The organism is Pseudoalteromonas sp. SG45-3 (genome assembly GCF_014164075.1).
Taxonomy (GTDB): domain Bacteria; phylum Pseudomonadota; class Gammaproteobacteria; order Enterobacterales; family Alteromonadaceae; genus Pseudoalteromonas; species Pseudoalteromonas distincta.
This window is the reverse complement of the sequence record NZ_JACJEN010000031.1, coordinates 12,670-27,296: the sequence shown is the minus strand read 5'-3', so window position 1 is coordinate 27,296 and position 14,627 is coordinate 12,670. Positions and strand designations below refer to the sequence as shown.

Sequence of the window (14,627 nt, the reverse complement as noted above, 5' to 3'; positions counted from 1 at the left end):
ATTTATTGTTTCAGCCAATGCATTGTCATAAGAGTCACCCACACTGCCTACAGACGCTTGAATTCCAGCTTCAGCAAGTCGCTCAGTGTATCGTATAGACAAATATTGGCTGCCTCTGTCGCTGTGGTGAATTAACCCTTCGGGGTTGCCACGATGCCAAATAGCTTGCTCTAACGCATCAAGAATAAGCTCTGTGTGCATTGTCGTTGATACACGCCAACCTACAATGTATCGTGAAAAAACATCTATCACGAAAGCGACATAAACAAACCCACTCCATGTGGCAACATAGGTGATGTCAGCTACCCAAAGTTGATTTGGCTGCTCAGCAGTAAATTGACGATTAACTAAATCAAGTGGCTTATCTTGTTGCTCGTCAGGTATCGTTGTCTTATGTGCTTTACCCCGACGAACACCTTGAATTCCCATAACTCGCATCAATCGTTCGACTGTACAGCGGGCGACTTGATGGTCGTCAAGCTGTAGCTGCTTCCATATTTTTCTTGCACCATAAACTGACATATTATCCTCCCACACTTCGCGAATGAGTATTATCAGCTCAGCATCACGCTTTTTGCGGTTAGACAGTCGCTCAGGCTCTCTTTGTATCTGTTTATGAGAATAATACGTTGATGGTGCAATCGGCAATTCCTTGCAAATTGACTCGACACCGTAATGCTCTCTGCAAGCATCAATAAAATCCACTATTACTTCTGTTTGCGGTCGAGCTCCGCTTGGGCGAAAAAAGCGGCAGCTTGCCTCAGGATATCATTCGTTCGCTTGAGCTCTTTATTCTCGCGCTCTAAGGCGGCAAGTCGTTCTTCAGTTGATTGCGTATTAGAAGATGGTTTAGACGGTTGAGCTTGAGACTTCTTGACCCATGCTCTAAGTGTTTCTGGTGTACATCCCAGTTTATCTGAAATCGATACTAGCGCAGCCCAAAGAGAGGGGTATTCATGCTGTTGTGTGGTAACAAGCCTAATTGCACGTTCACGAAATTCTGATGTATAGCGATTTGATTTTTTCATAGTTCCAGTTTCTCAAGTTATTGAGTCTCTGGCAAACACGGGGCGATTCAGTTATGGAATACTGCGACACAACGAGAGATATTAAGTTTATTACCAAAACTTTTTTTAAATTTAAGTGATGTTGATAAGAATCGACTAGTTTGTAATATTTTAAAAGGGCCATCTAAATCTTGGTTTAGGAAAGAACTTACAGAGCAAGAGTTTAAGGATATTAAAGATCGTGCTATTTGGCTTAGATTATCCAAATTAAAAAGATCTAGACTAAATGTTGGTATTGAGGGTGATAGGGCATATGAAAAAATGCTTCAAAAGCATCCAATGTGGGGTAAACACATTAAAGAGGAACAAGAGTTCCCTTTTTGGATGAGTACAGGCTTTCATAAAGGACTGGAAAATAATACCCCTTTAGAGCTTAATAGTTTAATAACATGGCTGGAGGATAACCCTGAGGTAGGGTTTCGAAATGAGGATGATTGGCCCATTCGATGTAGAAAAGAACCAAAATTTGTTATAGAGGCACTTATTCAATGTAATTCATGGCTACCAGAACGATGGAATGAGGCAATAAGCATTTGGTCTGAAAATAGGCGGCTTTCTTATATTGCTTGGGACTCGTCATGTAATTATCTTCTAAGTTTAGAGAAAGAAAAGTTAGTCGACATATCAAGGTCTCTTGCGTTTTGGCTTGATAAAAATTTCGATTGTAAGGTAATTACAAAAAGTAAATTTTTTACCTTTTATGATTTATTAATAACTTTACCATTTGGAAAAGAGATTGATATTAATAGAGATCCGCTAATGGCTGCAATAAATCACCCCGTTGGAATCTTGACTGAACTTTTATTTAAACAATGGTATAGAGAAAAACCAAAAGATGGCTATGGCATAAGTTCAGATTATAAGGAAAGGCTCAATCATCTGTGCAATCAAGATAATGAAATATATATTTTATCTAAAGCAATTATATCTACTAATGCTTTATCTCTTTATAGTGTTTCACCTGAGTGGGCTGAAGAGCATATTTTAAACTGGTTTAATTGGAGCGATTGTAGTTTTTCTCAGGTAGCATGGTTTTGCTACTTATGGTCACCAAGATTGCACAAAGAGTTTTTAATTAAAATAAAAGTAAATTTATTAGAAACAGCATCTCATTTAGATGATTTAGGTGAACAATCACAACAGTATGTCAAATTTTTAACCTATGTTGCTCTCCAGAAATATGATGAATATGGAGTCAAAGAAGTCGCCGTTGCCTTCTCGCAACTCTCCGGAAATGCTTTTTATCATGTTACTGTTGCTTTAAACGATGCATTAACAAGTTCTGGAGATAAATTTGATGAATACTGGGAAAATAGAATTAAAACATTCTTATTAAAAGTTTGGCCTAAAAATCAAAATTTTAATGAATTAACAATAAATCAACTTGCAATTCTATGTTTAAACACTCAAAAATATTTTGTAGAAAGTTATTCTATACTGCAGCATAGCTTAAGTAATATTAGTGATTTTAATTATTTATTGAGAAAGTTAAATGAAACAAGTTTACCTGAGAAATATCCTGAAACTGTATTGAAGTTTTTAAATCAAATTATCGAGGATGAACCTAGTATTATAATGGGTGATTTAAACGCAATTTTAGCTCGAATTAGCTCAGTTGATCCGTTATTAATAGAAACTCAAAAATTCTCGAGATTAAATGCGTTGGGAATGTTAACAGGTTAGTCTTATATGGTTCTTCTGAGTTCAAACAAAACATTTTTAACTTTGAAATTTTAGTCAATGACCGTCCGTTAATCTCGAAACAAACTTTTAGAGCATTTACGTTAGCTCGGAATGGGGCTGAAACGAGCTACGATTGAAGGTCCGCTGGCACAGAGCCGAACTTCGTCAAAGAGCGACAACCGGACATTGAGATTGGACAAAGACTGTCATGAATTGATTGGTTAAACTGCTCTTTGCGCATATATTCATGAAGATGAGCGCTGAGCGCATATTTTTCTATTTAACTTTTATTTAAAGTTATAGAAAACTTAGTGCTAGTAATACCTTAGGTTATTTGTTAAAACTATATAATGCAGAAAAATGAATCTGGCGTCGGTTGAAATATGCGCGACGAGCGCACTATTAAAATGTTAACTGCTTCAATGAAAAAGGTGCTGTGGTCTAATTGGTTTAAGATACCTGTCTATTACTTTGTGAAATTAAAGCAGGAGGTTGAGGTTCGAGTCCTCACGGTACCACCAATTAAAGGTATAAAATGGAAAGTGAAGGTTTAAAGAATTTTTTAAGTTCTGTCGGGGACGCGGTTTATTCGTTAAACACAATATGTGTTGGCTTGAATGCTGTCTCTAAAGGCGGAGTTGAAAAGCCTGATGACTTAACCATTTCATGGGACACCAATGACCCAAAGCAAACTTCTATTCAAGCAAGAAGTTTTGCAGTTAGATCCTCCCTTGTATTTGTTGAGGAAGCATTACTTGAGTATTTTAAATATTTGAGTAATTGCCCAGAACAACCGCCAAAAATAGTTACAGCGGTTAAGGTTGACGGAGCAGCAAAGAAAGTAGAAGAACTCGCTCCACAGGTACCAAGCTTGGAAAGCTATTGGACGCCTATGGTTGTGTTACTTGTCAGGTGGCGAAATCAAGTGGTGCATAATAGTAAAACTTCTTTGTCAACAAAGTTGCGTAAAACTCTACTAGAGAATGCCAATGTAATTAGAGATAGGCATGCCGCTATAGATATAGCTCAAACATTATCAAACTTGGACGCTAAAAAAATTACTCTCAAAGACTTTACGACACTCATTTCTGTAACTATCAGATATGTACGTCATTTAGATGACAAGTTAACTCCATATATTACATCTAGTACGTCTCTTAGAAATCAGATAGTAGCCAGAGAGCTAGTTTATGATTACAAAAACGTACTTGGCGTAAATGGAGAAGATAAGCAAAAGAAGAAATTTGATAACTTTATACGTTCAAATTTCCCATCGTTAATCGGTGCTCAATCTGATGCTTTATTTAAAGTTCGGCATGAAGTTGTTCAGGAGTTATAGTTTGTGCCGTCCTGCCAGTTAACAAGTCAAAGCTTAGGACTCTAAAGCGCCTATGTTTGAGACGTTAGATTCTTTAGGAGTACTAGATGAGTAACGGACAAGAATTAATTCCAAGTGCAAATGTGGAGATCATCGAAGCTTCTGGTGTTAATGCTTTGTTGTTGCAAATTCGCCCTCACTGGCAAGCGAAAAACCTTATTCAGCGCGTCACAAAGTTACTACATGTTGACCCTAGCAGTGCTTGCCAGAGATTATTTAATGCATCCATTCATGATCTTAGAGAAAAAATACTATTCGCGGGTGTCGATATCGCTGCTGAGGCTGCTAAACAACATAAGCTCCCACCAATATCGTCAGCGGAAAATGTCGAAAACTATTCAACTTTGCGAATGATTGATCTTGCTTATCGCATGGGGCTTTTGTCTCGTCCAGAATATCGACGGATTCTTCGTGCTTATGACATCCGAAAAGACCTAGAGCACGAAGATGATGAGTACGAAGCAGGTGTTGAAGATTGCGTATACATTTTCAGAACCTGCGTTGATGTGATTCTATCTAAAGACCCTATCGAGCTTATTAAGCTTACAGATATTAAAGAGATTGTAGAGCGTTCCGAGGCAACTACTCTTAATGAAAGTCTTCTTGAAGAGTTTAGTCATGCACCTGAGCCTCGACAAATGGAGATCTATAAATTCTTAATAAGCTCCTCACTGAATGTTGAGCTCCCCGATGTTGTTCGTCACAACTGTTACATGGCACTTTATTCATTAAAGTCACTCGCACATAGCCAAGTTATGATTACTTGTGCAAGGGAGTTTGTTAAGCGAATTGGGAAACGAGGCCCTACTCTAATAGAAGCTCGTGTTGCTTATGGGGCAGGGCTTTTGCCTTATTTGAAGCAAGCTCAAATTAAAGATTTTTATGATAGCTATTTTGATGAAATGAAAAAAGTTGGCTATTCATGGGGGGCTCATAATTCTCACGGTGAACTGTTACGTAATCTTGAAGAGATTGGTGGCTTGGAATTCTGTCCCGAGGAGTCTTTGGGTCAATATGTTGAGTGGTTAGTGCTGTGTTACATAGGATCATCTGGGGGTAGGACCTCTTATGGCAATGTTCGAAATGTTTTTTATAGCAATGTTGGTGCTCCAATAGCTATTAATATATTGAAAGCAAAGTCACGAAATGTATACCCAATTGTTGCTGATTTAGAGAAAGGGAGTAAGTCCGTCAGGTACGCAGTAAGCGACGAACATGTAGCGCGGCGTTTTAATTCAATTTTAGATGAGCTAGAGCCTTGAAATTAGAATCTAACAAACGCATGTTGTCGGACTGGTTTTCCGCTGCGCTCCGAACCAGCTGCAAATTCGGGCGTTACGACCGTCCGCTCATGGCACAGAGCTGTCATTCGGCTCTGAAGCGTTTTTGTCTATTGAACTCATTCTTGTTGTCGTTGTTATGCTAGCTAGTAAATTAGGACTTAATAGTCAAAATAGTAGCATTCCTCCATCAAAAGATATCAACCGTACAAAGCCAACGAGAGAGAAGTCAGAAAAATCAGCTGGCGGACAAAAAGGCCGAGTAGGTAAAACGCTGACTCAAACAGAAACACCTGATGAGGTACAAGTCATTTTAGTTGACCGAGATTTTTTACCTAAAGGTCACTATCGTGAGGTGGGTTTTCAAAAGCGACAAGTCGTCGATATAGATATCAGTAAAGTGGTGACCGAATACCAGGCTCAAATCCTTGAGAATGAGCAAGGGAAGCGGTTTGTTGGTGAATTCCCCCAAGGTGTTAACGGTCCTATTCAATATGGTGTTGGTGTGAAAGCTCATGCGGTTTACTTATCACAATATCAATTACTCCCTTATAACCGCATTGAAGAATACTTTAGTGACCAACTAGGTATTCCGATCAGTGCCGGCAGTTTATTTAACTTTAATGAACAAGCAGCGGCACTGGTAAAGTCATCGGGCGCAGAAGGTATCATCAAAGCGGCATTACAAAGCCCGTATCAAACTTTGCATGTTGATGAGACTGGCATTAATATCGGCGGTAAACGGCGATGGCTTCATGGTGCATCAACGACTTGGTGGACTTATTTTTATCCTCATGAAAAAAGAGGAAAAATAGCGATGGATGAGGCCGGTATTTTACCGCACTTTACCGGTGTGCTATGTCATGACCATTGGAAGCCATATTATCAATATACCCAATGCCAACATGCATTATGTAATGCTCACCACATCCGAGAATTAGAAAGGGCTTGGGAGCAAGACGGCATGCAATGGGCGAAGGATATGCAAACCTTACTTAAAGAAATGAATAAAGCTCAAATAGATAATCCCGACCTAGATAAAGGGGCTAAACAGAAATATCGTGAGCAATATCAAAAAATATTGCTTCAAGGTGACGCTAAATGTCCACCACCAGATAAAAGTAGCCGAGTGAAAGGTCAGCGAGGCCGATTAAAGCGAACCAAATCCCGCGCATTATTGGAACGACTAAGAGATTATCAAGATGATGTTTTACGTTTCATGATGAGCAGTGGCGTGCCATTTACCAACAACCAAGGCGAGAATGATATTAGGATGACCAAGGTTCATCAAAAAATATCGGGGTGTTTTAGAAGTAAGCAAGGAGCTGAAATGTTCTGCTTGCTGAGAAGCTATTTATCGACTTGCAGAAAACAATATGTATCTGCAAGCCTAGCCCTTGAGTTATTATTCAAAAATCAGCTGCCTGATATATTCATTTCAGATGAGGCTGAATAGTTACATTTATCAAAGCTTAAAACGTCCACCACAAATTCAAGTACAGGCTCCGAAGGGATCTCATAAACCTTTGGTTTTAGGTTTGTTTAGCAGTGCGGCTATGGTTATTGCGGCATTATTTTATTTACAGCACGATTTAATTGCTGCAAGTATCGCTATAAGTAGCGCTATTATTGGTTTTATAGCAGCATGGCGTAGCACATAAACTAAGTGCTATTTACGTTTTTAGGCGTATAATTAGTATTTAAAATATACACTTTATAATTATGAAAACGGGAGATAAACATGGGATTTGGCGGTATTAGTCTTTGGCAGTTATTGATTGTATTAGCAATTATTGTACTTTTGTTTGGCACTAAAAAATTACGCGGTATTGGTGGGGATTTAGGTGGAGCAGTTAAAGGCTTTAAAAAAGCAATGTCTGACGAAAAAAATACAGATAAAGAAAAGCCAGAGCAGATTCAAAAATCAGAAGAAAGTGCACCGCTTGATTCTGCCCATACTGAAAAAAATAAAGACAATAACAAGGTTTAATTAGCATGGGGATGTGGGAGCTAATTGTTGTTTTAATTGTTGGTTTAGTAGTGCTTGGTCCAGAGCGTTTACCTGTAGCAATTAGAACGGTAAGCCGCTGGATAAAAACTGCAAAGTCGCTTGCTAACTCAGTGAAAGCTGAAGTGAGCGAAGAGTTGCGTGTGCACGAATTACACGAAAACCTTAAAAAAGCGGAGCAACAAAACTTAACCGATTTAAGTCCTGAACTACAAAGTTCACTAACTGAACTACAACAGGCCGCTCAGTCTGTGACCCACAGTTATAAAAAAAATCAAATCGATCCCTCTAATAAGCAAAATATTGATGATACAAAGTGAAATTAATTTCTCACTTTGTGGTCAACTTACTAAATGGTATAAAAAATAATGGCTGAGGAAGTAAAATCGGGGTTTGTCGCGCATTTAATTGAATTACGCGATCGGCTGATTAAATCACTATTAAGCATTTTAGTTATTTTTATTGCAATAGTGTATTTTGCAAACGACATTTATACATTTGTTGCAGCGCCATTAATTTCACATTTGCCAAACACTGCAACCATGATAGCAACTGATGTCACAGCGCCATTTTTTGCCCCTTTTAAACTAACGTTATTTGTCGCATTATTTGCCTCTATTCCGTGGATATTACACCAGGTTTGGGGTTTTATAGCTCCGGGATTGTATAAGCACGAAAAACGCATGTTAATGCCAATACTCGCCTCAAGCATCTTTTTGTTTTATGGTGGTATTGCCTTTTGCTACTTTGTAGTACTGCCAATTATTTTAGGCTTTTTTACCAGTGCGGGTCCTGCAATGCTCACCTTAGCACCGGATATTAGTAGCTACTTAGGGTTTGTACTAAAACTATTTTTTGCCTTTGGTGTCGCTTTTGAAATTCCAGTAGCCATTATGCTGCTGTGCTGGAGCGGCGCTACAACAACGCAAAGCTTAAAAGAAAAACGTCCCTATATTGTAGTGGGTGTTTTTGTAGTAGCGATGTTTTTAACACCGCCCGATGTATTGTCACAAACTTTATTAGCGCTACCTATGCTTATTTTGTTTGAGCTAGGCCTAATTTTAGCTAAATTTTATACCGCTAAACCACAACAAGAATCTGAGGAATAACATGAACAAAAAACTACTCTCACTATTAGTTTTGTTAAGCGCACCGACTTTTGCAGCCACAGCTATTAACGAGCAAGCACTGCAAGCATGTAGCTTTATTGAAAACGACTTTAACCGCCTGCTTTGTTACGATAATACGGTTGCCGGTAAACCGCTGAGCAAGCCTACTGTAAATAAAACACTCTCACCAACAAATACAGAAGCCACCGCACCTGTTGCTGTAGCGGTAACACAAGCAGAAGAGTTTGGTTTCAGAGCATAAAAATATTGCGAAAGAAAATGACAGCTCTATTAGCTCAACTGTATCAGCCATTAAAGAAGCAGCTTATGGTGAGTTAATTATTACTCTAGAAAACGGCCAACAATGGCGCCAAATTGGATCTGACGGCATAACGCTAAAAGAAGATGACAACGTGGTTATTAGTCGTGGTGTATTTAATTCTTTGTAACTATTCACCAAGACAAATTATTTTCTAAGGATCTTTTTTAGCTATTGACTGATCCTGCCAGTATGCCAAGCTAGAGCTATTACCCTATCGCTCTAGCTTTAATGAATTTAAACAGCATAAATATCACTGAAATAGTTGAGCAAACTAAAACTCAGTTACAAGAAGATAAAACACTCTCGCCAGCGTTGAAGATGTCCAAAAGTGAGTTTCAATCTTTGTTGTCACAATTTTTCTTTGGATAGGCACGTTGATTGAATCTAAGTTTTGATCTTTATTGTCATACATACCTTCTATTGACACGAAAGGCGGACTGGGAAGGCAAAAAAGTTTCAAACATTAATGTTATGCATACTTAAAAGTGTAACATCTCCTTTAATGGTTAATATCTGCGGTTGTAAGGGTGAACTGAACTAAAGCATAGTTCTTATAGAGGTAGTACTTTCTGTGCTGATTGGAATCTAACAGAGGCGATGTTGCCAAACTCATTTCTGCCCCAAAACGTGTTTAGGCGAATGCCTCAAAAGAGCGAATAGCCGTCGTTCAGAAATAGTTCGTTGTATGTCGGCAATAGGGGCGAAAGCAGACATACGATGCTGAGCTGTACTTCAATTTTTATCAAAACTTATTTATGGCAGTAACACTACAATTGAACCATCCAGAGTTATTAAATAAACGTCTATAAAGTAAGCAAGAAGCAATGTTGTCTTGGATTATATTTTTATAGCTCCGAACCATTCCGTATGTCATTCTGAGAATTGACAAAATGTGAAGCCCGTTGTCTCACAATTTGTTGATGAGGGCTTTGTTGCTCGCGTAAAGTGCGTGTCTACTGGAGTAACTTTAGTGCTATAGTTTAATACAAAATAGCGATAGTAAAGTTAACCAAATACTAGTCAATTTTTCCAACAAGTGACTGGACTCACAAAAACATAATCATTAAACCTTTTAAGTCATTGTTTTTTGGCATAATTTATATTGGCTTGCTAATTGCTTAAGCATTATTAGTTAAAACCGTAATTTAGTTAGTTCGATGAAATACATCAAATTGCCATATATTTTAATTTAAAGGTACGATTCTTGAAAATCCTATTCACATTATTTGTATTATCAATAACTCTTTCAACGTCAGGATGTGTCAGTTTAGTTGACATCACTGGCGCAAACGAAGGCCATCTCATTGATGGAAAATGGATGGAGTACAAGGTTAAGCATCCGGGCTTAGATATTAAAATAATCGAACCTTATTCACCAAATTTACTACCTATTTCTACCGTGGGTAAAAGTTCACCGTTACCACTAACGCACACCGTTATTTTTGGCACAGAATCTGAACCTCATGAATTGAAAATTGTTGGGAGATATAAGAAACAGATATATTTCGACGGTAAATCATTCGGAGAAATTTGGTTAGGAAGTATTTTAATTAATGATGGAATACTTACTATCGATGATAAGGAATCGGCGAAGTCTTCCGCAAGATAATCTCCGGACTCGTAAAATGTTTTGTTTGAAAAAAAATGACCTACACCATGTTAATTAAAGAGAGTTATTATCAATGAAGAAAATTATTATCGTAGTATGTTTAATTGCCTTATCGATTAGCGCGTGGTTCATCCTACCTAAACAAATTAATTTAAGTGAAGGCACCCAATCGCTTGATGAGTTGGTAACTGCTTTGATGATAGAGGCTGCAATACCCGGCTTAGCAATAGCAAAAGTGACCAATGGTGAAGTTTCTTTCATTGATACATATGGCAAAGCGAATATTGAAACAGGTTTAGATGTTACGCACGACACACAATTTAATATCGCTTCAATCAGCAAACCAATCATGGGGATAGCGCTGCTGCGTTTGGTAGATCAAGGTAAGCTTGATTTAGACAGCGATATAAATGATTACTTGTCTTTCCATATTAATAATCCAAAGGTTGAGAATGAAAAGATTACAATAAGGCACTTGGCAAGCCACTCGTCAGGAATAGATGATTATTATGATATCGATAGTTATTCTGAAAACAAAGATCCCGAAACAACGCTAAAGCAACACCTTAAATCTCTGCTTACCAAGTCAGGAAATAAATATGAAAATGGCATATATTTTTTAGAAAGTAAGTCAGGAGAATTTCGCAAATATAGCAATCTTGCTGCCGGTCTTGCTGGTCAAATAGTTGAGGAAGTTACCGGCTCAACGTTGGCTGAATACAGCAATGCTGAGCTTTTTGGTTTACTAGGAATGCGAAATGCGAGCTGGCGACTAAATGATTTAAAGTTAAATAATATAGCTGTACCTTATGAAGTAAAACAGTGCATCCCTTATATTTTTATATGTGCAAATACGGAGTCGTCTATAACTAATCACATTATTGGCCAATACTTTAACCCACCAATAGAAAATAAACAGTTTTTACCCTATCCGCATTTTGGAAACCCACAATACCCAGACGGTGGCATTCGTGCAAGCATTAAGGAAATGAGCCAACTCCTAGTATCAGTTTTGAAAAACGAAGATAGTAGTGGTAATCAACTACTATCTGACGAAGCATACAATGAAATGTTTAAGTTACAACTTCCTCCCGATGTGTCGAGCAATCAACGCTTCTTCTGGCGAGATAGAAACGGATTGACGGGTCATATGGGTTCTGATTTGGGTGTTTTTACGTCGATATACTTTGATATGAATTCTAAAACAGGATTTATAATTCTGATGAACCGGGGGGCAGACGCGAAAGCAGGCGAAGCAATGCAAAAAATAGTCTCTTCACTTATAGAAAATGAATAACTTATGCTTATTAGAGGGAGAACGTACAAATGAAAAGCTGTTGGATGTAACATGCGTTTGTATCACCCGATGTTCTTCTGAACCTTGTTAGGAGGATGAACTGTCTCCTATGGAAGCAGAGTTGACCATCATAGCTAACCATACGAATGTCAGGAAATGGCACAAAGCGCTAATTGACTGAAGTGCATTGTCAGTCGGCTATGAGCGATAACCGGTCATTGAGGATGGCTAAATTTAGGGCTAATTAATAGATAAAGTTGTGTCGTTTATTCATATAGTCAAGCAAACGAGCAACGCGTATATCCTACATTTAAATTTATTTAAAATCTTGAAATACCCTCGGTTATTTGTTGGAATGTGGATAGATGAGCTTGAAGTCAGCAAAAATATGCGTGATGAGCGCACTATTAAATTGTTAGGCGTTGCTGAACAAGGAGAGATATTCAATGGCTTTTGCCCTCGCACCAGATCAAGAAAATGCTTACCCATCACTCATTACGGCATTGTGCGCGCGCGATGCGTATACTAGAGGCCATTGTGACCGCGTCTGTGCGCTTGCGTTGGAAGTGGGGCGTGCGGCCGATTTGAGTGCCCCCTCATTAGATGACTTGCGTATTGCCAGTCAATTACACGACGTGGGTAAGATTGGAGTTCGTGATACTGTTCTCTCGAAGCCTGGAAAGCTCACACCTGATGAAAGAGAAGAGATAAAGGCTCACTCGGTTATCGGTGAGAGAATAATTAGTGAGACATTCCTGACAAACAGAGACGAGGTCGCGTCTATTGTCAGACATCATCATGAAGCATTTGATGGAAGCGGATACCCAGACGGACTGGCTGGTGCCGATATTCCCCTGAGTAGTCGAATACTTTCGATCATTGATGCGTATGATGCACTGACGACTAGCAGGCCATACCGCATGGCTAAATCGCACCTTGAAACTATGAATATCTTGAAGCATGAAGTGGACACGAAGTTTGATCCAAATATTTTTTTGTTGTTTACAAAAGTCATAAAGGCCAGTTCGGCACGTGCCTCGTAAACGCTCGTTCCTAGAATACGGTGAACGCTGCCTAAAAAGTCTCTGCAGATGACATTTGATCCGCCACCCACTTTTTTGCTAACGCAAAAGCAGGCGTTGTCTCAAATGCACCTGAGCTCAGGCGTTGCTAATGTCTGCAAATGGCACAGACTGTGTGAAAACTCTGATCACCTTTTGGTCTAAGTATCTGCTGCTTATGATCGATTAATCTATACATTTAGTTCACTTAATATACTGATATTTATATAATAAGACTATTGATTCAGTCGAGGGTTGAGGCAATATGTCAAAGTTTATAAGCGGTGAAGATCGTAACCAATCAACGTTATTTCCAGAATCGTTGGAAGACTACGTCAGTGAAGATAATACGGTCAGAGTAATTGATGTTTTCATTGAGGAACTAAATCTAGCTGAATTGGGGTTTAAAGGATTAACCTTAAAGTCCACAGGCCGCCCTAAGTATCATCCAGCCACACTATTAAAGCTTTATCTTTATGGTTACCTCAACCGTATTCAATCATCCCGCCGATTAGAAACCGAATGCCAACGCAATATTGAACTGATGTGGCTACTTGGTAAGTTGGCACCCGACTTTAAAACGATTGCTGATTTTAGAAAAGACAACGTAGGCGGTATAAAAAATGTATGCAAAACGTTTGTTGAAGTCTGTCGTCGCCTGAATATGTTTGAGAAACCCGTTGTTGCCATCGATGGTAGTAAGTTTAAAGCTAGCAACAACAAAGGCAATAATTTTACGCCAAGCAAAGTTAAATTTCACATCGACCGAGTCGAAAAGAACATTGAACGTTATCTTGAATTACTTGATGAAGCCGATAAAGAGCAAGCTAACGTCACAAAAATTAAAGCCACAAAAGAGAGACTAGCTGACTTTCGCAGCCAGTTAAAAAAACTATACGAGATTAAAGAACAAGTTGAAGCTCATCCTGATAAGCAAATATCCACTACTGATCCTGATTCACGTTTAATGAAAACTCAAGGTTTTACAAGAGTTGTGAGTTATAACGTACAAAGTGCGGTTGATACCAAGCATCACCTCATAGTGGCGCATGACGTGACCAACGTGCCAGATAGAGGCCAGCTTGCGTCAATGACGAAACTCGCACAAGAAGCATTGCGCAAGAAAGATATACGGGTATTAGCAGATAAAGGTTACTTCAGTCAGCCTGATATAAAAGACACTATCGATTTGGGTGCAGAGCCAATCATGCCCAAGACGGATACATCGTCCTCTGAAAAGAAAGGGATATTTAACCGCTCACTTTTCAAATACGATGCAAATAAAGATATTTACTTATGCCCCGCTGGTAATGAACTTCAAAATCGAATGCAGGTATTTGAGCAAGGTAAATACCTTGATGTTTACTTCAATCACATTGCTTGTCGAGATTGTAAAATAAGAAGTCAGTGCACTAACTCTAAAAAAGACCCTAGGCGAATAAGGCGGTGGGTGCATGAGATTCTGACAGAAGAAATGCTTCAAAAGCTAAAGAATCAACCTGAATTGATGCTTCATCGAAAGCAAACTGTTGAGCATCCCTTTGGCACAATTAAACTCTGGATGGGAGCTACCCACTTACTAACACGAGGTTTAAAAAGCGTGGGGACAGAAATAAGTCTTCATGTCCTAGCTTACAACTTCAGAAGAATGATAACAATTATGGGAGTTAACGGCCTAAGTAAAGCAATTAGAGTAGCGTTGCCATAGCAGTTTCGCTCGCGCGGAGAAAATTGCGATACTGAGAAAAAATCGATCGCAACCATCTTAAATGGTTTCAAACTAAGAACATACCCAAGACAATTTATTAAAAAT

10 protein-coding genes, 1 tRNA gene, 5 pseudogenes and 1 other annotated feature are annotated in these 14,627 nt (G+C 38.7%); of the genes and pseudogenes, 15 read left to right on the top strand and 1 reads right to left on the bottom strand.

The genetic code is table 11. The annotated features are described in order from the left end of the window. Positions 1–1,028 (bottom strand): annotated as a pseudogene (locus H5126_RS20430) (IS3 family transposase); the annotation flags it as partial. Further along, positions 634–750 (bottom strand) — a sequence feature (AL1L pseudoknot). It overlaps the preceding pseudogene by 117 nt. A gap of 300 nt (positions 1,029–1,328) precedes the next feature. On the opposite strand from H5126_RS20430, the gene H5126_RS20420 reads away from it, so the two are divergent. The 15 genes and pseudogenes from H5126_RS20420 to H5126_RS20360 all read left to right on the top strand — a co-directional run bounded on the left by H5126_RS20420 (position 1,329) and on the right by H5126_RS20360 (position 14,522). Continuing rightward, complete coding sequence (locus H5126_RS20420; RefSeq protein WP_182721275.1) at positions 1,329–2,750, top strand: hypothetical protein; 1,422 nt, start codon at positions 1,329–1,331, stop codon at positions 2,748–2,750. Positions 2,751–3,180: 430 nt separating this feature from the next. After that, positions 3,181–3,271: transfer RNA gene (locus H5126_RS20415), tRNA-OTHER, on the top strand. 14 nt (positions 3,272–3,285) lie between these two features. Further along, positions 3,286–4,089, top strand: coding sequence for a hypothetical protein (locus H5126_RS20410; protein WP_165724073.1), 804 nt, complete (start codon positions 3,286–3,288; stop codon positions 4,087–4,089). 86 nt (positions 4,090–4,175) lie between these two features. Further along, positions 4,176–5,390, top strand: a complete 1,215-nt coding sequence (locus H5126_RS20405; protein ID WP_165724072.1) for a hypothetical protein — start codon at positions 4,176–4,178, stop codon at positions 5,388–5,390. 157 nt (positions 5,391–5,547) lie between these two features. Further along, positions 5,548–5,667 (top strand): annotated as a pseudogene (locus H5126_RS21755) (DUF6444 domain-containing protein); the annotation flags it as partial. Between the two features lie 3 nt (positions 5,668–5,670). Next, positions 5,671–6,864 (top strand): annotated as a pseudogene (tnpC, locus tag H5126_RS20400) (IS66 family transposase); the annotation flags it as partial. After that, a pseudogene (ubiB, locus tag H5126_RS21685) lies at positions 6,857–7,069 on the top strand (ubiquinone biosynthesis regulatory protein kinase UbiB); the annotation flags it as partial. The pseudogenes tnpC and ubiB, both read left to right, overlap by 8 nt. An 80-nt stretch (positions 7,070–7,149) precedes the next feature. Beyond that, positions 7,150–7,398 (top strand): Sec-independent protein translocase subunit TatA, encoded by a 249-nt coding sequence (tatA, locus tag H5126_RS20395; RefSeq protein ID WP_008467382.1) that lies wholly within the window; start codon positions 7,150–7,152, stop codon positions 7,396–7,398. Between the two features lie 5 nt (positions 7,399–7,403). Further along, on the top strand, positions 7,404–7,736 hold the full coding sequence (gene tatB / locus H5126_RS20390; protein ID WP_008467380.1) for a Sec-independent protein translocase protein TatB: 333 nt from the start codon (positions 7,404–7,406) through the stop codon (positions 7,734–7,736). 48 nt (positions 7,737–7,784) lie between these two features. Further along, complete coding sequence (gene tatC, locus H5126_RS20385; protein WP_008467379.1) at positions 7,785–8,525, top strand: twin-arginine translocase subunit TatC; 741 nt, start codon at positions 7,785–7,787, stop codon at positions 8,523–8,525. Between the two features lies 1 nt (position 8,526). Next, positions 8,527–8,974: pseudogene (locus H5126_RS20380) on the top strand (hypothetical protein). Positions 8,975–10,051: 1,077 nt separating this feature from the next. Then, positions 10,052–10,456, top strand: a complete 405-nt coding sequence (locus tag H5126_RS20375; protein ID WP_218911043.1) for a hypothetical protein — start codon at positions 10,052–10,054, stop codon at positions 10,454–10,456. A 73-nt stretch (positions 10,457–10,529) separates the two neighbouring features. Continuing rightward, positions 10,530–11,753 (top strand): serine hydrolase, encoded by a 1,224-nt coding sequence (locus H5126_RS20370; protein ID WP_179808150.1) that lies wholly within the window; start codon positions 10,530–10,532, stop codon positions 11,751–11,753. A 446-nt stretch (positions 11,754–12,199) separates the two neighbouring features. Next, a complete protein-coding gene (locus tag H5126_RS20365) occupies positions 12,200–12,796 on the top strand; it encodes an HD-GYP domain-containing protein (protein WP_004589546.1) in 597 nt (198 codons plus the stop codon). A gap of 283 nt (positions 12,797–13,079) precedes the next feature. Beyond that, positions 13,080–14,522: an IS1182 family transposase gene (locus H5126_RS20360; RefSeq protein ID WP_182721274.1), complete on the top strand. Its 1,443-nt coding sequence runs from the start codon at positions 13,080–13,082 to the stop codon at positions 14,520–14,522. Positions 14,523–14,627: the final 105 nt, after the last annotated feature.